Below are 17251 nucleotides of genomic sequence, written 5' to 3'. Positions count from 1 at the left end.
TCACTGTCCGTAGCTGTCGAGCTTATTGGCGAGCCGGTCGATCTCTTCGTCCGGGAGGATCTCCGGTTCACCGATGGCCCGGGCCTGATGGTGGATGCGGGCGCAGTACTCGACCATCAGCGCGACCGTGTAGGCGTCGTCCAGCGACTCGTCGGCCGTCAGGACGCCGTGGTTGCGCAACAGCGTGGCGTTGAACGACTCGCCCAGCGCGTCGACGGCCGCTTCGCCGAGTTCTTCGGTCGCGTGTGTCCGGTATTCGGCGACGGGGACCTCCGTCCCGGTAAACGAGAGGAGGTAATGCGAGGCCGGTATCGGCTCGCCCAGCGAGGCGAAGGTCGTCGCGTACGGCGAGTGGGTGTGGACGACGCCGCCGACCGCCGGTCGCTCGCGGTAGACGGCCAGATGCATCGGCAGCTCCGTCGACGGGTCGACGTCGCCCTCGACGACAGTGCCGTCCGTGTGTACGATCGGAACGTCTTCCGGTTCGATCTCTCCATAGGGGATTCCCGACGGGCTGATCGCGATGTGGTTCTCGTCGAGCCGGGCGCTGAGGTTCCCGCCAGTCCCGGTTGTCAGGTCGTCGTCGAGCAGGCTCCGGCCGTACTCGCAGATAGCGTTACGCGTCTCGTAGTGTGGAATATCTTGAGCTGTCATGTGTTGTGTGTCGATAACTGTCGGTTGCGGCGAGTGAGGCGACGACGGGTATCGCCGTCACTCGGCGGGTTTTATTTGCTCTTCGAGCGCCATTTCCGCGTCGTCACCGAGCTGGCGCTGGTGGATCGTCTCGCCGCTGGCGGCGTCGAACAGGTGTACGTCCCGATCCGGAATCTCGACGTAGACGTGTTGGCCCTCGCTGATCGGGCGCTGGCCGTCCGTCTCGACGATGAACGTCTGGTCGTGGCTCTGTGACCGCGCCCGGAGATAGACGTAGGAGATACTCCCCATCGGTTCGACGACGTCGACGACGGCCTCGAACTCGTGGCCCGAGTTCGCCCGGTCGTGAAGCGTCATGTCTTCCGGCCGGATACCGAGGACGAGTTCGTTTCGACTGCTAACAGCGGACTGCATCCGCTTGGTCAGGTCGAAGTCGAAGCCGTCCGCGCGGAGCGTTCCGCCCTCGACGTTGCCCTCGAAGAAGTTCATCGACGGCGAGCCGAGGAAGCCGGCGACGAACTGGTTGGCCGGACGGTAGAAACATTCCAGCGGCGTCCCGACCTGCTGGAGTTCCCCGTAGTTGAGGACGACAAGCCGGTCGCCCATCGTCATCGCCTCTGTCTGGTCGTGGGTGACGTACAGCGTGGTCACGTCAAGGTCGTTCTGGAGCCGGTTGATCTCGGTCCGCATCTCCGCCCGAAGCTTCGCGTCTAAGTTCGACAGCGGCTCGTCCATCAGGAAGACGTTCGGGTCACGGACGATAGCGCGGCCGAGCGCGACACGCTGTTGTTGTCCCCCGGAGAGTTCGCCGGGCTTGTCGTCCAACAGCATGTCGATGTCCATCATCTCGGCGGCGGACGTGACGGCTTCTTCAACCTCGTCGGCGGACATGTCCGTCGACATCTTCAGCCCGAAGGACATGTTCTCTTCGACGGTCATGTTGGGGTATAGCGCGTAGTTCTGGAACACCATTGCGATGTCCCGGGCTCGCGGGCCGAGCTGATTGACGAGGTCGTCGCCGATGTGAATGTCGCCTTCCGTTTGCGTTTCCAGCCCTGCGACGATGCGCATGAGCGTGGACTTCCCGCTCCCGGACGGACCGACGAAGACGATGAACTCGCCATCGCGGATGTCCAGCGAGACGTCGTCGACCGCGATGATTGACTCATCTCCCTCACCGAATCGCTTCGTAACGTCGTCGATTGTGATCTTTGCCATTATTTTCTCTCCGATGTGCGGCTAAGTGAAGCTACCGCCGCCGCAGGGGCGTCGTTTGCGAGCGATACCTGTCGAGGTGTGGACAGCGTGGTCATTCTTTGATCACCACGCCGAAACTGAGCCCGGCCGCGAGGTACTTGTTGACCGCGATGAGGAAGATGACGACCGGAACGATCATCGCCGTCGAGGCGGCCGCGAGCATTCCCCATTCGATCGAGCGCGAGCCGATGAACGAGTAGACGAACAGCGTCACCGGCACAGCCTCGAAGCTCGTCAGCACGAGTCCGAACAGTAGCTCTATCCACGCGAAGATGAAGCTGATGATGGCGACCGAGAAGATGCCGGGCTTGGCCGCCGGCAGGACGACCTTCCTGAAGCCCTGGAACTGGGTCGCGCCGTCGACGCGGGCGGCCTCCTCTAAGGTCTCGGGGATGCCGTCGAAGAACGCCTTCATCACCCAGACGACGAGCGAGAGGTTGATGCTGACGTACATCAGCACCATCCCGACGCGGGTGTCGAACAGATTGAGCTCTCGGAAGATGATGAAGAACGGGAGCACGACGGCAATGGGCGGGAGCATCCGTGAAGAGAGTATCCACACGAGAACGTCCCGCTCCATCGGGATGTCATACCGCGAGAGTACGTAGGCGGCGGGAACGCCGATCAACAGCACGAGGACGACCGACGCCGACACCATGACGAGGCTGTTGGCGAACGCCGCGACGAACCCCGAGTCCTGAATCAGCTGGATGTAGTTGTACACCGTCGGCAGGAATATCCAGTCAGGCGGCAACGAATTCGCTGTTCCGGGCGGTTTCAGCGACATCGAAGCGAGCCAGTACAGCGGGAACAGCACGATGAACGACCACGTCAGGAGAATAGTGTGTCGAACTACCGTGATGAGTTTCTCCCGCGTGTCCTTGTCGAGTCGCTGTGACGCGGTCGCGGAGTCGCTATCCGTCGTCGCCATCAGTCCCACACCCCCTCGAAGCCGACCTTCGCAATGATGACGTTACACAGTGCAACGACGAGGACGAGGTAGACGATGGCGATTGCTGCGGCCACGGTGATCTGGTTGTTGATGAACATCTGTTCGTAGATATTGATGCTCACGAGCTGGGTTGCCGTCCCGGGACCGCCGCCCGTGAGCCCGTACACCACGCCGAACGTCCGGAACAGGTCGATCAACCGGATGAGCGTCGCAACGAACACGACCGGCTTCATGTAGGGGATGATGACGTGGACGTAGCGCCGCCACATCGGCGCACCGTCGACGCGCGACGCTTCGATGAGCGTCTTCGGCACCGACGAGAGGCCGGCGTAGAAGATGATGAACATGAACGGGGTCCAGTTCCACGCGTCAAGCAGGATCACCGTCAGCAGCGGGACCTCAGAGAGGAAACTCGGCGCTGCGAATGGCGTGCCGGTGTTTATAACGTACGGAATGATGCCGATTTCGCTGTTCAGCATGATCCGGCCGATGGTCGCGAGCGAGACGGGGGCGACGGCCATCGGAATGATGAACAACACCCGGTAGAACGACTTCGCCCGGCCGGAGCCGACGCCGGCGACGAGCGCGGCCAGGACGAACCCGAGGACGGTTTCGAGGAGCAGCGCGCTGACGACGACGGTAATCGTGATGACGAACGAGTGGATCGCGCCGCCGCGGGTGAACGCTGTCTCGAAGTTACGCAGTCCGACAAACTCGGCCGCGAATACGTCGAGTGTCGACTCTGCGATCAGGCTAAGATATAGGTCGTAGGCACCGGGGAAGAAGGTGATCATGATCATCACCAGCACCATCGGTGCCATGAACCAGTACGGGAGGTAGTCGTTCCACAGGTCCCGCAGCCTGGCGAAGGTCGATTGGGGTGTCGTTTCCGTTTGCGTTGGTGTACTCATTTGTGGGATGTGTTGTGGCGCAGGTGTGGCTGAGACTTAATTGCTGTAGATGTCTTCTGCGACGGACGCCGCCTTGGTCATCGCCTCCTCGGCGGACTTCTGCCCGGCGATGGCGCGCTGCAGTTCCTCGGAGTAGCGCTGACCCCACTGCGGGTATTTCCGGTCGAACGGGTCCGGTGCGGCTTCCTGCAGGGACTCGAGGGTCACCTGTGCGAAATTCTCGCCGACACGAGAGCGGAACTCGTCGTTCTCCCAGACGGACTGTCGGACGGAGAAGGCGGCGTCGCCCTCGACGTGCATCCAGGTGTTGGTCGGCTGCGAGGACGCCCACACCATGAACAGGAACGCCTGCTCGGAGTTCTGTGCGTTCTTGGACGTGGAAATCTGCCAGTTGAACGCGTTGGGCGAGAACTGGCCGTCAGCCGGGCTGGGAGCCTTCGCGATACCGATGTTGTCGGCGACCGAGGAGTCAGAGCCGGTGAGTCCGGGCCAGAACAGATTTGCGTCGGAGACGATGTGGCCGGCGCGCCCTTCCTGCATCGTCGAGAGCACGTCCGACCAGGTCTGGGTTGAGGCCCCTTCAGGACCGTAGTCCTGCAGCAGGCTGACGTACCACTCGGCGGCGTTGATGACGCCGTCGGAGTCGAGGCCGGAGTCTGTCGGGAACTCGGTCCACAGCGAGGTGCCGAACTCTCGCAGGAACGTGTTCAGGATGTAGATGTTCATCCCGTAGCCCTTGTCGCCGCGGCCGACGGTGCCGACGACGTCCGACTCGTTTTCGTGGATGGTCTGGGCGTTCTGTCGGAACTGTTCGAGCGTCTCCGCGACCTCCAGGTCGTGCTTGTCGTAGAGGTCTTTGCGGTAGAACTGCGTCTGGACTTCGACGGTAATCGGCATCCCGGTCCACGTGTCGCTGTAGCCGCCACCGTGGGCCTGCCAGCGCGACGCCTCGAAGAGATCGTCGGGCTCGTACCAGTCCTCGTCGAAGAGACTGTCGTCGTCAAAGAACGGGTCGAGCGGCTGTATCCAGCCCTCTTCACGGAACTGGTTGACGACCTGGTCCATGTAGAAGACGTCGAACTGCCCGGCGCCGGTACTAACGTCTGTCTGGCGCTTGGTTCGGAACTGCTGTTCGGGCAGGACGTTCCAGACGACGTCGATTCCGGTCAGTTCCTCGAAGACGGGGACTGCGGGCTTGATGGCCGAAACCCAGGGGTGCTGGACGGCTCCGATGTTGATCGAGGACCCCTCGAACTGTCGCCAGTCGATATCGGCGTCCTCGTACTCGCTGAGCGGAATTGCGAGTTCACCGTCGCTGCCGCTGGTGCTGGTTCCGCCATCGCTGCCACCGCTTCCGTCGCTTCCATCGCTCGAACCGTCGCTCCCGTCGCCGCCCGAGCTATCGCCGCCTCGTGTGCAGCCAGCGAGGCCGCCGAGTAGTCCGACACCTGTCGCTTTCAGGAACTTCCGCCTGTTGGAGTTGGTCATGCCAGTTTGCCTCGTCACTATCGAAATACCGATGCATAATAAAGGTAATCATCTGTAAGGTAGAATACCCATCTCACTGGGCGAGAACAGACGATATACAGTACGGAAGCCCCCATCCACGAACTCATCTGTCTCCGGAGTACGGGGAACCGTGGCAAGATTTTAATACGCGGTCCGAAAATATCGGGAGTACGGATCGTAGCCAAGTCCGCTGTGTGTCCAGCTCAGTTGGACTAGTGACAACGGGCTACGGCCCAGACCACCCATGACCCGACCCACACCAACTCACGAAAGAGGTACTGCTGCAGTGACGACCGCGATCCGACCGTTGGAGGACGACTGATGCGCGCCAGCACGTTGACCGATGTCGGCGAAATTACTGTGGAAGACCGCGACCGACCGGACCCTGCGGATGACGAGGTTCTCGTTCAGGTAGGTGCCTGTAGCGTCTGCATGACCGACTATCACATGTATCACGGCACCTTCGCCGCCGAAACACCGCTGGTCCTGGGCCACGAAGGTGCCGGGACCGTCGCCGAAGTCGGTGCCGACGTTGATCGCTTTGCGGTCGGAGACCGTGTCGCAATCAACCCCACCGTCCCCTGTAACGCCTGTTCGTACTGCAAGAAGGGGGAGACGCACCTCTGTGAGAACAACACGAGTATCGGCGGTGCCGGTGACACCATCCTTGACGGTGCTTTCGCCGAGTACGTCCGCGTTCCGGCTATCAACGTCGAGGACATCGGCGAGATGTCCTTCGAACGAGCCGCGCTCGCCGAACCGCTCGCCTGCTGTGTCCACGGCGTCGAGCAGGCTGACATCAAACCGGGAGACAGTGTCGGTATTATCGGCGCTGGCCCGATTGGATTGCTGCTCCTGCAGGCGTTCCGCAACGCGGGCGCTGCCCCAATCGTGGTTTCCGAACTCGATGACGAACGGCGAGAGCTGGCCGCCGACCTCGGCGCAGATGCCGTCATCGACCCCAACGAAGAAGATCCCGAGGAAGCGATCCCGGCGGCGGCCGGTGGACCGGTCAACGTCGGCGCTGAGGCCATCGGGCTCGTCCCGACAATCAAGCAGGCTAACGCTGTGACCGCGCCCGGCGGCTCGACGCTCATCTTCGGCGTCCCGGATCAGGAAGCGACGATGGAAGTCAGTCCGTTCGATGTCTTCTTCGACGAGGTCGACTACCGCGGTTCGTTCTCCCTGACGACCGAGGACTTCGAGCGAGCGATAACACTGCTCAGACACGAACGCATCGACGCAGAGACGCTCATCACCGAACGTATCGGGCTTGACGACCTCCCAGCAGCGTTTGAACGGATGGGCAACGCTGAGGGACTGAAGAAAGTAGTCGTTCCAGGGGACTCCGAGTGAGCGAGTACGCCTTCCTTGATACTGCGTCCGGAAATGCGGTCGTCGTGGCGCTTGACCACGGTCTCGGAATGGGCGCAATCGTCGGGTTTGAAGACCTGCGGGCCCGCGGTCTAGTGATGGGACGCAGCGTCTGGCAGACTGCGGACCCAGCCGCTTTTGTGTCCGCGCTCCGCGGAACCGTCCACGACTCTGATGCACCTGGAGTAGCCTGGCCGCCCTGAAGCGAATGTTTCTACGCGTTCGTGAGTTAGCTGCGAGCTGAACACATCTGTTCTGTAGAGCAGAACGAATAAATTTCGGCAGTTAGACATCGTAGCAATCTCGTTTGGGCCAATAGATAATGTAGAATAATTTGTGTTACTAGTTCACAAAACCATGACTGTTCTGCTCTAGTGAACAGACTTTTCACAGCATAAGTTGAAATGATACCCAATGACTGACGAACCACAGTATGCGGTCGAAGCAACCCAAACGTCCGTTGCTATCCTCGAAGCGCTTGTCAACGCGACGGGACCCATCGGTGTGACAGAGGTTGCCAATACCGTCGGGGTATCCAAGAGCGTCGCTCACAACCATCTCTCGACGTTGCGTGCGGCTGGATACGTTGTCAAGCGCGCAGAGAAGTATGAGGCATCGCTCCGCCCGCTGGCTCTCGGTGAGCGAACGCGTGACGGGCTCAGTTTCTATCAGGCAGCGGAGCAGCAACTGGACAACCTCGCGACGGCGACAGGGGAGACAACGACGCTGTTTGTCCTCGAAGAAACGTCCGGTGTCCCGGTGTCGATCTCCGAACCTGAGGACGGCTGGTCAACCCCGTTCCACGCGGGCGAACGGTTGCCACTCCACGTCAACGCCATGGGAAAGGCATTGCTGGCGTCGCTTCCGAGTGACCGCGTCGAATCGATTCTCGATGAGACGGAACTTATTGCGCCGACTGACGCCACGATCGTAGATCAGGACGAACTCGCCGAGGAACTGCGCCGAATCCGCGACGACGGCATAGCGTTCTGCAGAGGAGAACAGTACGAAGGGATCATCGGTGTTGCCGCCCCGCTCCCTGATGTCAGTGGCAATCGGGTCGCTGCGCTGGGGATCGCTGGCCCTGTTGAACGCCTGAACGGCCGATACCTCAGGGAAGATATCACTGGGCAAGTCCTCAGCACGACAAAATCCATTCAGGTGGCCCTTACATCGAATTAAGAGATTCTGGAATAACGGACGTACCACTGTTATTCTATTGGTGGCCGCCATCGAAGTGGACAAACGACCTCACTGCTACACACCGCTACCGGCGACGCCTGATCTTCATGCGTTGAAAGGGTCGTTCGCGGTCACCTCGGCATCAGACGCAATCTCGCCAAGGGATCGTGGCTTACTTTATCCTCCCTTCCACTGACTGTGAGATCAAGCATCACCGTGTGAATGCCACTGCTGTCAATCGCGTGCTGTTCTCTATAGCAGAACACACAGCAGGTTTGAATAGCAAGGTGCTACGTGAGGACAGCCGAACCAGCTACACAGCGGCTATTGGTCCCTAACTTCGCCCTCTCATCAAATATAAACCTATAATCATGTAGGCTCAGGACATATGTCCCGAAGTTGAGTATAGAAATGCTAGATATATATTTGTCTTATCCAAGTCGGTATGTCCACTGGCGATGTCCGGTCTCCCACGGAAGTAGATGTATCTGATGTGTCCCGCTACGGGACGACGCAGCACCAGAGAACCTACTGCAACCGTGGCCCTACCAGAGACTGAGACATGCGATTTCTGTGTAAACTGCAGGAAAACCGACCGTATCCTCACAATGGGGTGCCACAGCCCGGGCACAGCGGAGGGCCGGATTCGGGGAGTGAGAGCCCGCAGTGTGGACATCCATCATCTCCTTCTTGTGTCCGGATTTCCGAAACAATCTCGGCTGTCTGCGTGCGGATTGCATCTCTCGTGGCTATGCCTGTGAATCCATTCTCAGATTCCGTCCCGCGATGCCGGGACAGAGCGAATTGCGCTCGTTTTGCAACAAATTCCTCGGCAACGGTGAGATCGTCAAGTTGTGTTTGCGGAAACGATTCTGTGCTATCAGTGCCGGCAAGCAACCCCAGCGCTTCGGCCGCTCGCCCACGGACGTATCTGCTTTCGTCTTCGAGACACGAGACGAGTGCTTCCCTAGCGTCTGCAAGCCGTTCGGGGCACGCAGACCCGATAACGACGAGAGCTGTGCTTAAGTGATATCGGACAACTTCACTGTCCGAGTGAAGATGCTCGGCGAGTGAGTCGACCTGATAACGGAGTCTCTCGGGACTACCCAAGGCAACGTGGGCCAGCGCCTTCGCTAATTTCTCTGTTACTTCTGGTTTGTCGAACTATAGACCGATACGAAGGTCTGCCACGACCGCAGGCGAGACGACGGCGTCGGGATGGTCAACGGCGACGTAGCCCAGCGCCTCTGCACACCGAGCACGAACGTAGTAGAACTCTGACTCATCCGCCAGTCGCTCGGCAAGCGTTGGGACAACCGGAACCACGCTGTCCGGCGCGCCCTCGCTGATCGTGACGACCAATTTCGCTGTCGTGAGCCGTGTTGGCCGCCCGCTGTCCTGTAAAAAATCGGTGAGCGATGGCAGTACGCCGTCGAACAGTTCCGGCTGCTCGTCGGCAGCCGCTTTGAGTGACCGCAAGCACGCCTGTTGGGTAGCCGGTCCGGCTGTCGAAAGCCGCTCAAGTGCCGCAACTGCGTCAGCTTCGTTCCCTTGTTCAAGTAATGTCGCAATCTCTGTCTCTGGAGGTCCACTGGGTTGGTCGTCCATCGGTCCGTTGTCGGTGCTTCTCAGAGAACCCACAAAACCCCTTGCTTCCCGGTTATTGCCCGATCTGATAACAACCACTCACCGGTGAAGCTGCTATACCGTGATTAAGCCATCATCTGGCAGTGGATGCATCATTGCCACATTTACTTATCGAATATCTCTATACGGAATACCAAAATTTGGTTATATACTGAGTGTCGTTTCTATGAGCAGCGACCGTAATAGAAGCCAAGTTCATCAACAGTGCAACCAGTTTAGGCCACCTGATGAGTCACCCGTTTCAGACAAAAACTAAATGATGATGTAGGTTTTCGGTTCGCGTATAGATGGAAAGCAAACGCGCGTCGTTCGAGGGTGCTCTCGAAGCACTGGGTGTGACAGTTTCAAGCACTTCTGAGTCTGAACTCGAAGCCGCTGTTACGGAAGCAGTCACGGAGCCTGCAGTCGGGGTCGCGCTCGACGAGACGGTTGGGGACGGGACGTTTTCGCTCGTGGAGACGCCGATCACCGTCGACCCGACGCCGGCCGCGCTCCGCGAGGCGACCACCGGCGTAACGGGGGCCGAACTCGGTGTCGGCGATTACGGCTCACTCGTCCTCTCGATGACTGAACAGGCTAGTGAGCTCGTGAGCCTATTTGTCGAGCGCCACGTCGCCATTCTTTACGAGGAAGACATCCAGCCCGATATGGACGCAGCAGTGGCAGAACTGGACGAGCGGTTTACCGAAACTAACGGGAGTGCGATTATTGCAACAGGACCGAGTGCAACGGCTGACATGGGCGCGCTGGTCAAGGGCGCACACGGTCCCAAAGAGGTCCACGTCATCATCGTCGAGGAGGAGGACTGACAATGGCGACTGCCGATGAAATCCGCGAACTGATGCGGACCGAAGGTGCGGCAATCGCGGAGAACACGCAGGGGTTCAACACGGGACGCTACGACTCTGTCGGAGATCTAGAGGACTACGAGGACCTCAAGCGAGCGGCCCGGGGTATCAAGGAGGACGCCATCGAGGAGCTACCGGAGCTTCTCGACCAGCTAACGGAGACTGTCGAAGCCAACGGCGGAACGGTGTACATCGCCGACGACGCCGCTGACGCGAACGAGTACATCCGTGATGTGGCCGACGAGCGCGCGGCTGACCGGGTCGTCAAGAGTAAGTCGATGACCAGCGAGGAGATCGAGGTCAACGAAGCGCTCGAAGCAGATGGCGTGGACGTAGTGGAAACGGATCTGGGCGAGTGGGTGTTGCAGATCGCCGACGAAGCCCCCTCTCACATCGTCGCCCCGGCTATTCACAAGTCACGCGAGAGCATCGCGGAGCTATTCAACGAACAATTCGACCCCGACGAGCCTTTAGAGACAGCGGCGGAACTGACCCACTTCGCCCGCGAGAAACTGGGTGAGCAGATCATCGACGCAGAAGTCGGGATCACCGGCGCGAACTTCATCGCGGCCGATACCGGGACGATGGCGCTGGTCACTAGTGAGGGCAACGCTCGCAAAACGGTGGCTGCGACGGACACACACGTCGCCGTCGCTGGCGTCGAAAAAGTCATTCCGACAGTTGAAGACCTCCACCCGTTCATCGAACTCATCGGTCGGTCGGGCACCGGGCAGGACATTACATCGTACGTCTCGTTGCTGACCCCTCCGGTTGACACGCCGGTCGTCGATTTCACCGACGACGAAACACCGCTGTCGGAATTCGATTCCGACCGCGATTTCCATCTTGTGTTGATCGACAACGGCCGACTGGAGATGCGAGATGACGAGCAGCTTCGGGAGACGCTGTACTGCATCCGATGTTCCGCCTGTTCGAACTCGTGTGCGAACTTTCAGAGCGTCGGCGGCCACGCCTTCGGTGGGGAGACGTATTCGGGTGGCATTGCGACGGGCTGGGAGGCTGGCATCGAAGGGCTGGACGTGGCCGAGAAGTTCAATGACCTCTGTACTGGGTGTACGCGCTGTGTGAATGCCTGTCCCGTCGGTATCGATATTCCCTGGATCAACACTGTCGTCCGGGACCGCATCAATCGCGACAAAGAGGCCCCTGGAGAGTGGCTCGTCGACGGCCTCACTCCTGACGAAGAAGACGACGGCGCACCACTGCAGAAGCGCTTCTTCGGTAACTTCGAGACCGTGGCGAAACTGGGCAGCGCCACCGCGCCGGTGTCGAACTGGCTGGCGGACACGACACTCGCTCGGCAAACGATGTCCCGAGTTCTGGGCATCGACCCGCGCCGAGACCTTCCAGCGTTCGAACGGGAGACGCTCGTTGACTGGGCTGGCGACCGTGACTCACAGGTCACAAATCCCGAGCGCCGGGCGGTGCTGTATCCGGACCTGTACACCAATCACGTGCAGGTAGAGCGGGGCAAAGCCGCGGTAAGGGTGCTTGAGTCGCTGGGTGTCGACGTGGTAGTGCCGCCGGCTCCGTCCAGCGGCCGCGCGCCGCTATCACAGGGTATGGTTGCGACGGCGACAGACCACGCTGAGCGGGTCACAAAGGCCCTCGAACCACATATCGCAGACGGCCGCGACGTGGTCGTTATCGAGCCGAGCGACCACGCGATGTTCACCCGCGAATACGAGCGACTCCTTGATGAGTCGTCTTTCACTGACATCGCGGCGAACAGCTACGAGGTGTTCGAATACGTCTTCGGATTACTCGACAACGGCGCATCCGTCGATTCACTCTCGACCGTCACCGGCGCGGAAATCGCGTATCACAGCCACTGCCAGCAGCGAACACTCGGTCTTGAAGCTCATACCGTCGCTGTCCTCGAAGAATGTGGCTACGACGTTGTTACATCCGACGTGGAGTGCTGTGGCATGGCCGGGAGCTTCGGGTACAAGTCCGATTACTACGAACTGAGCATGGACGTTGGCGACCGGCTCCGGACCCAGTTGGAAGACGACGGCGTACAGGACCGGCCCGTCGTCGCCAGTGGGACCTCCTGTCTGGAGCAGATCGACGCGCTACTGGAGCGGCAGCCGCGCCATCCGATCGAACTGTTGGCGACGTAAGCGACCGCTGCGGCTTGTTATTTGCGTGCAGGCAGGAAACATTGCACCTAACGGGTGTACGCCCGTTATTTATACCGTGCTTATATCCATCTGTATGTCGGGGGCGTACGTCGGATTGGATCCCGGGATCTGAGGTCGCGCATCCGTACTCTTACGACCTTTATGTACCATTGCTTGTCCTGTTCATGCTCTGCAGTGCAAGTCCACAGGTCCGCTACCGGCAGCTACTCGCGAAGCGACGGCGCGACGAGCTGTCCGTTATCGAACTCAATCGGTGACGGGTCTTCGACCACACGAAGGTCGTCACGGTCGCGTGCGGCCTCGACCAGCGCCGGCGATGCGTAGAGCTGGTGGAGATGCATCGTGTCGGCTGCACGGAGGACTCGAACGGTGTCGGTGTCGACGACCCCTATCGTCGACAGCGCAGCGACGATGCCGGCGCGGTCGGTTTCGACCACCGGCGGCAGTTTCACGCCACGGATCGTGCTTGCAGTAAGGGCATTGATCAGCGACGTTTCCGCGTCAAGTTCCGCAATAATATCAGCATGGATGATATCAGCTGAGCCGATGCCCATCGCGTTGCCGTGGGTCTTCTCTGTCAGCCCGCGTGTGAAGATGCGTTTGATATCCGGTGTCTCTGGGGCCGGCTCGTTTATCGAGAACGGTCGGCGGCCAATGACGTTTGTATCGAGTCCCTGACCGCTGATTTCTTTCCCCTGACGGTCGAACACCACGAGATCCAGCTCTTCGAACGGGAGCGTCGGCATCAGTTCGTAGGCGGTCTCTAACAGTTCTTCTTCGCGGTCGAGGAAGCCACTCGGCGGCACGCCCTCTATCAGCGTTGTCTCGTCGTGCTGGTCCTCGACGATTGCGACGCCGCCGACGATGGGCAACTCTTTGAGCAGCCGGCCAGTAATCTCTGGAATCATTTGGCGAAACGACCAGTCGACGGCCCACTTGTGGGCAATCTGTGCGCCGCGCTGCTTGCCCATGCCGATGACGAGCATTTTCGAGAGCCCGCTTTCGACGGGGCCGTCGAAGTCCGTGTGCGGCTTGACGCGGTTGATTGGGATGATTGCATCAGCCGCCACAGCGTTATCATCAGCGACGACAGGCACGTCACGGTCCGGTGTTCGTCCGACCTCGACCACGTCCATACTCGACCGGATTTCACAGCCGATGGTCGACTCGGTCACGCCCAGTTCGTTCAACATTGCTCGTTGCCCCTCGCCGGTCGCGCCACCGTGGCTTCCCATCGCCGGGAAGACGAATGGCTCGTAGCCGGCGTCGGAAACTGCGTCGACGACACCAGCGACAATAGTAGGCAGATTCGCGATACCGCGACTGCCGACACCCAGCGCGACTTCACCGCCGTCAGGCACGTCCGCAAAGGACAGGGATTCGGCCGCTCGGGCTGCGTGTGTTGCGACATGGGCTGGCGTTATCGGGTCTGTCTCCCAGTTCTGTTCGATGATACCGAATTCGGGGAGCGGTGGATCGTCGCAGGCGTCGACGATCGTCTCTTCCGGGACCGAGAGTGCGTCCGCCGCGATCTGTTGATCTGATGCGTTCATACGCGGCATATCAGTCCGTCTACTGATAAACGTGACCCACGGTCCAAACTGCGGCTGCCACCCCTATCGTCACTCAGCAGTTCGGTAGTCCCACCCGAAAGCAACCACCGTGTACCGGGGCCTCCGTTACTCGCTTGGGCCCGGAATAGCGAGCACGATCACGTCGTTGACGTTTGTCCCGGTTGGTCCGGTTTCAATTGTCGCCTCGATTTCTGAGAGGTACGAGCCGACATCGTTTGCAAGCAACGCCTCGCGGGCCCGTTCGCGGTCGCTAATGGCGGCCCCATCCGCGATAGCACCGGCCACATCGGAGCTTCCGTCTTCGCCGTCAGTGTCGACGGCCGCGATGACCGCGTCGCCGTCGTGGGCCAGTGCACCGGAGAGAACAAATTCCTGATTCGGACCTCCCTGTCCGCCGTCCCCTGTTACGGTGACGGTCGTCTCGCCACCGGCAAGGAGAACGGCCGGCGGTTCGACCGGTGTTCCCGTCGCTGTTGCCTCTTCGGCAATTGCGACGAGCGGTTTCGCCACTTCGCGGGCTTCGCCGCGCAGGCGAGACGTGAGCACGAGTGGTTCGTACCCCGCCTCCCGTGCGACGGCCGCGGCGGCGTCAAGTGCGGTTGCGTTGTCCCCGATGAGATGGTTCGTCACCCGGTCAAAATCTGTGTCATCGGGAAACGGCGTCTCCGATACTCGGCCATCTCGCCCGGATTCGAGATAATTGCAAACGGCCGGCGGTGGCGTGAGGTCGTATCGTTCGAACACGTCACGGGCGTCCTCGTACGTGGTTTCGTCCGGAACTGAGGGACCGCTACCGATGGTTGAGAGGTCGTTTCCGACAACGTCGCTGATTAGTAGCCCAGCGACAGTGGCGGGAGCCGCGCGCCGTGCTATCTGCCCACCTTTCAGGTCTGAGAGGTGTTTCCGAACCGCGTTGATCTCCGCAATCGGGACGCCGCCACTGAGGAGCCTGTCGGTCGTTGTCTGGAGGTCCTCCAGTGTCAGGTCCCCGGCCGGAGCCGATAGAAGCGCGCTGGCTCCGCCGGTCAGAACAAACAGGATGAGCGTCTCCGCATCGGCCTCGTCAACGGTTTCGAGAATATCGGCCGTCGCCGCAACGTTCTGGTCCGACGGTAACGGGTGATCTCCGACAGAACTCCGGACGGTTTCGGTGTCAATAGCCTGCTTGACGACCACGTGGCCACCGCTGAGTGTGTCCCCGAGAATAGATTCAAGCGCCCGTGTCACACCGCCTGCGGCTTTCCCGCCGCCGACGATGACGACCTCGCCGTACTCGTCAAGGTCGTATGTCCTCCCGCCGACCGTCAGCGTCTGGTCTTCGCGGCCGATGGCTGACTTGGTGGCCGCCTCAGGCGCGGCCGCGTCCACGGCGGCCTCGATACAATCGAGTGCGACCTCGTGGACACGATTACCAACGACCTCGGCTCGGTTGCGAATCATACGACTGCTTCCGACCAGACCAGTAAAAGTCTGGCTCAGTCGTGGGTTCCACTGTTTTCCGCACCACACCTGTTGATATCGAACGTTCTACGTCGGGTAGTCGCAGGCAAGACTGTGGATAACAGTGTTCGATGGTTCCAATAAATAGTTAGAATTCATATACAGGTGTGGTCGTGGAACGGATACTAGTTTCCATCCGGTACTTGCGTCTATATTTCATGGATAGACGGCCAAAAACGCGGACAGGCACTCGGCAGCAGGGTTACTGTGATTCGAAATTGGTAGGACGTAGCTTCTCGGATGAGTTTTCCTCTGAAACGAGCCAATATCCGGCTAATCGATTAGGTTTTTCCGGTCTGCAGTGAGTGTGTCCCCTCCAGCCGAAGGAATGGTTTCGATGTGCGAACGTGGTAAAGACCGTCTTATAAGCCGTTAGCTGGATTCTATTCCACCGCTGGGAATCGCCTCCTCGAACAGCTATCGTAAGTAAACTCCTAACAAGACATTGCACTCGAGGAGGTCGGCGTATGGGGTTTCTCGCAGCGTCCTTGCGATACAGGTGTGATCGTCGAAAAGTGACTCACGTCTGTTCGGCGTCGAGCGTCACTTCGAGCCCCTTCCGGAGGGGCAGGGACGGTTCGTACCCGAGCAGTTCGCGTGCGTCACCGAGGTCTGCTTCGCTCTGTTGGATGTCGTTCGCGCGACCGGGGACGTGCTCGACCGCGATGTCCGTACCGACGACGTCTCGGACCGTTTCGGCGAGTTCGTTTATGCTAATGCTCCGTCCGGTCCCGACGTTGAACGGCCGGCCGATGGCGTCTGTCGTAGCTGCGAGCAGGTTCGCACGCACAACGTCGTCGACGTGGACGAAGTCCCTCGTCTGTGTCCCATCGCCCTCGACCGTGAGCGGCTCACCGGCCTGGGCCTGACGGACGAATGTGCCAATGACACCGGCGTACTCTCCGTCAAGCCCGCGTGGACCGTAGACGTTGAAGTACCGTAGCGGAACCGTCGGTAGCCCGTACTCCTCGGTGTAAAACCGCGCGTACTGCTCCCCTAGGTATTTTTCGAAGCCGTACGGACTATTTGGTTCGGTTGGCGCGTCTTCCCCAATGGGAACGTCGTCAGGGACGCCGTACACGGCGGCGCTGGACGCGAACACCACCCGCGTGTCCTGTCGCCGAGCGCAGTCGAACACGTTGACGGTCGCCGTGCCGTTCAGTTCGTGGCAGTCGACCGGTTGCTCGATTGACTCTGGGACGCTGACCATCGCCGCCTCGTGAAACACGACGTCGACGCCCTCTATCGCCGCATCGAGCGTCTCCCTGTCCCGAACGTCACCCTCGATAACGGTCACGTCATCGGGGAGGTTCGCCCGCCGCCCTGTCGAGAAGTCGTCGAGGACTCGCACATGGTTGTCCACAGCCAGTGCCGACGCCAGATGGCTCCCGATGAAGCCACCACCTCCGGTGACCAGTACCCGACGGCCGCTGAAGGTATCTGTAGACATGTCGTTCGGAGACGCGGTTCTCACGGTTTAAGTTATTCGTACGCATACGGTCGTCTTCTGCGACCGGAAAATGTGTCTCACAGGCTGTACACCAGTCTGAGTTGGGCTGTGGCTACCGCAGGGATATGCCGGCTTGCTCTGAGTAGTACTACTGTTTGTTATCTGCTCACTGCGGATGGCGCAGAATAACGCTGCCAGCCGAAAGCTGGGAATAACAATATGTCAACT

Annotated in this window: 13 protein-coding genes and 1 pseudogene; 5 read left to right on the top strand and 9 right to left on the bottom strand. The window is 60.0% G+C overall.

What is annotated here, in order from left to right; all coding sequences use genetic code 11:
• From RR_RS02405 to RR_RS02385, 5 genes are all read right to left on the bottom strand, one after another.
• The gene (locus RR_RS02405; RefSeq protein WP_011222523.1) at positions 1 to 654 is read right to left on the bottom strand and encodes a class II aldolase/adducin family protein; all 654 of its coding nucleotides are present in this window, start codon (positions 652 to 654) and stop codon (positions 1 to 3) included.
• Positions 655 to 711: 57 nt separating this feature from the next.
• On the bottom strand, positions 712 to 1872 hold the full coding sequence (locus RR_RS02400) for an ABC transporter ATP-binding protein (RefSeq protein WP_011222522.1): 1161 nt from the start codon (positions 1870 to 1872) through the stop codon (positions 712 to 714).
• A 91-nt stretch (positions 1873 to 1963) separates the two neighbouring features.
• The gene (locus RR_RS02395; protein WP_011222521.1) at positions 1964 to 2842 is read right to left on the bottom strand and encodes a carbohydrate ABC transporter permease; all 879 of its coding nucleotides are present in this window, start codon (positions 2840 to 2842) and stop codon (positions 1964 to 1966) included.
• Entirely contained in the window at positions 2842 to 3774 is a 933-nt protein-coding gene (locus RR_RS02390) for a carbohydrate ABC transporter permease (protein WP_011222520.1), read from the bottom strand. Before RR_RS02390 ends, RR_RS02395 begins: the two co-directional genes overlap by 1 nt.
• A gap of 36 nt (positions 3775 to 3810) precedes the next feature.
• Entirely contained in the window at positions 3811 to 5262 is a 1452-nt protein-coding gene (locus RR_RS02385) for an extracellular solute-binding protein (RefSeq protein WP_011222519.1), read from the bottom strand.
• A 342-nt stretch (positions 5263 to 5604) separates the two neighbouring features.
• Between RR_RS02385 and RR_RS02380 the strand changes: the two genes are divergently transcribed.
• From RR_RS02380 to RR_RS02375, 3 genes are all read left to right on the top strand, one after another.
• The gene (locus RR_RS02380; protein ID WP_011222518.1) at positions 5605 to 6639 is read left to right on the top strand and encodes a galactitol-1-phosphate 5-dehydrogenase; all 1035 of its coding nucleotides are present in this window, start codon (positions 5605 to 5607) and stop codon (positions 6637 to 6639) included.
• Positions 6636 to 6860: a hypothetical protein gene (locus RR_RS22665; RefSeq protein ID WP_004965887.1), complete on the top strand. Its 225-nt coding sequence runs from the start codon at positions 6636 to 6638 to the stop codon at positions 6858 to 6860. The genes RR_RS02380 and RR_RS22665 overlap by 4 nt, the downstream gene beginning before the upstream one ends.
• 211 nt (positions 6861 to 7071) lie before the next feature.
• Positions 7072 to 7839, top strand: coding sequence for an IclR family transcriptional regulator (locus RR_RS02375; protein WP_004965889.1), 768 nt, complete (start codon positions 7072 to 7074; stop codon positions 7837 to 7839).
• Positions 7840 to 8442: 603 nt separating this feature from the next.
• Here the strand turns inward: RR_RS02375 and RR_RS23055 are convergent.
• Positions 8443 to 9447 (bottom strand): annotated as a pseudogene (locus RR_RS23055) (HEAT repeat domain-containing protein).
• A gap of 326 nt (positions 9448 to 9773) precedes the next feature.
• Here RR_RS23055 and RR_RS02365 point away from each other — a divergent pair.
• Together RR_RS02365 and RR_RS02360 are read left to right on the top strand one after the other, a co-directional pair.
• Positions 9774 to 10295, top strand: a complete 522-nt coding sequence (locus tag RR_RS02365) for an LUD domain-containing protein (RefSeq protein WP_004965893.1) — start codon at positions 9774 to 9776, stop codon at positions 10293 to 10295.
• Between the two features lie 2 nt (positions 10296 to 10297).
• On the top strand, positions 10298 to 12478 hold the full coding sequence (locus RR_RS02360) for an LUD domain-containing protein (RefSeq protein WP_011222516.1): 2181 nt from the start codon (positions 10298 to 10300) through the stop codon (positions 12476 to 12478).
• Positions 12479 to 12702: 224 nt separating this feature from the next.
• Here the strand turns inward: RR_RS02360 and RR_RS02355 are convergent, their stop codons facing one another.
• The 3 genes from RR_RS02355 to RR_RS02345 form a co-directional block, all read right to left on the bottom strand.
• Positions 12703 to 14052 carry a DUF362 domain-containing protein gene (locus RR_RS02355; protein WP_049938521.1) on the bottom strand — a complete coding sequence of 450 codons (1350 nt, stop codon included), beginning with the start codon at positions 14050 to 14052 and terminating at the stop codon, positions 12703 to 12705.
• Positions 14053 to 14178: 126 nt separating this feature from the next.
• Positions 14179 to 15513 (bottom strand): glycerate kinase type-2 family protein, encoded by a 1335-nt coding sequence (locus RR_RS02350; protein WP_011222514.1) that lies wholly within the window; start codon positions 15511 to 15513, stop codon positions 14179 to 14181.
• Positions 15514 to 16093: 580 nt separating this feature from the next.
• Entirely contained in the window at positions 16094 to 17023 is a 930-nt protein-coding gene (locus RR_RS02345; RefSeq protein WP_011222513.1) for an NAD-dependent epimerase/dehydratase family protein, read from the bottom strand.
• Positions 17024 to 17251 lie beyond the last annotated feature (228 nt).

The organism is Haloarcula marismortui ATCC 43049 (assembly GCF_000011085.1).
In the GTDB taxonomy this organism is placed as follows: Archaea; Halobacteriota; Halobacteria; order Halobacteriales; family Haloarculaceae; genus Haloarcula; species Haloarcula marismortui.
The sequence above is the reverse complement of the archived record's forward strand: the minus strand, read 5'-3'. Positions and strand labels throughout refer to the sequence as shown.

Bases quoted from the DNA above. Each gene is read 5' to 3' on its own strand.
- RR_RS02365 (WP_004965893.1), top strand. From the start codon at position 9,774: ATGGAAAGCAAACGCGCGTCGTTCGAGGGTGCTCTCGAAGCACTGGGT.
- RR_RS02355 (WP_049938521.1), bottom strand. From the start codon at position 14,052: ATGAACGCATCAGATCAACAGATCGCGGCGGACGCACTCTCGGTCCCG.
- RR_RS02345 (WP_011222513.1), bottom strand. From the start codon at position 17,023: ATGTCTACAGATACCTTCAGCGGCCGTCGGGTACTGGTCACCGGAGGT.
- RR_RS02390 (WP_011222520.1), bottom strand. From the start codon at position 3,774: ATGAGTACACCAACGCAAACGGAAACGACACCCCAATCGACCTTCGCC.
- RR_RS02360 (WP_011222516.1), top strand. From the start codon at position 10,298: ATGGCGACTGCCGATGAAATCCGCGAACTGATGCGGACCGAAGGTGCG.
- RR_RS02405 (WP_011222523.1), bottom strand. From the start codon at position 654: ATGACAGCTCAAGATATTCCACACTACGAGACGCGTAACGCTATCTGC.
- RR_RS02350 (WP_011222514.1), bottom strand. From the start codon at position 15,513: ATGATTCGCAACCGAGCCGAGGTCGTTGGTAATCGTGTCCACGAGGTC.
- RR_RS02380 (WP_011222518.1), top strand. From the start codon at position 5,605: ATGCGCGCCAGCACGTTGACCGATGTCGGCGAAATTACTGTGGAAGAC.
- RR_RS02385 (WP_011222519.1), bottom strand. From the start codon at position 5,262: ATGACCAACTCCAACAGGCGGAAGTTCCTGAAAGCGACAGGTGTCGGA.
- RR_RS02375 (WP_004965889.1), top strand. From the start codon at position 7,072: ATGACTGACGAACCACAGTATGCGGTCGAAGCAACCCAAACGTCCGTT.
- RR_RS02395 (WP_011222521.1), bottom strand. From the start codon at position 2,842: ATGGCGACGACGGATAGCGACTCCGCGACCGCGTCACAGCGACTCGAC.
- RR_RS02400 (WP_011222522.1), bottom strand. From the start codon at position 1,872: ATGGCAAAGATCACAATCGACGACGTTACGAAGCGATTCGGTGAGGGA.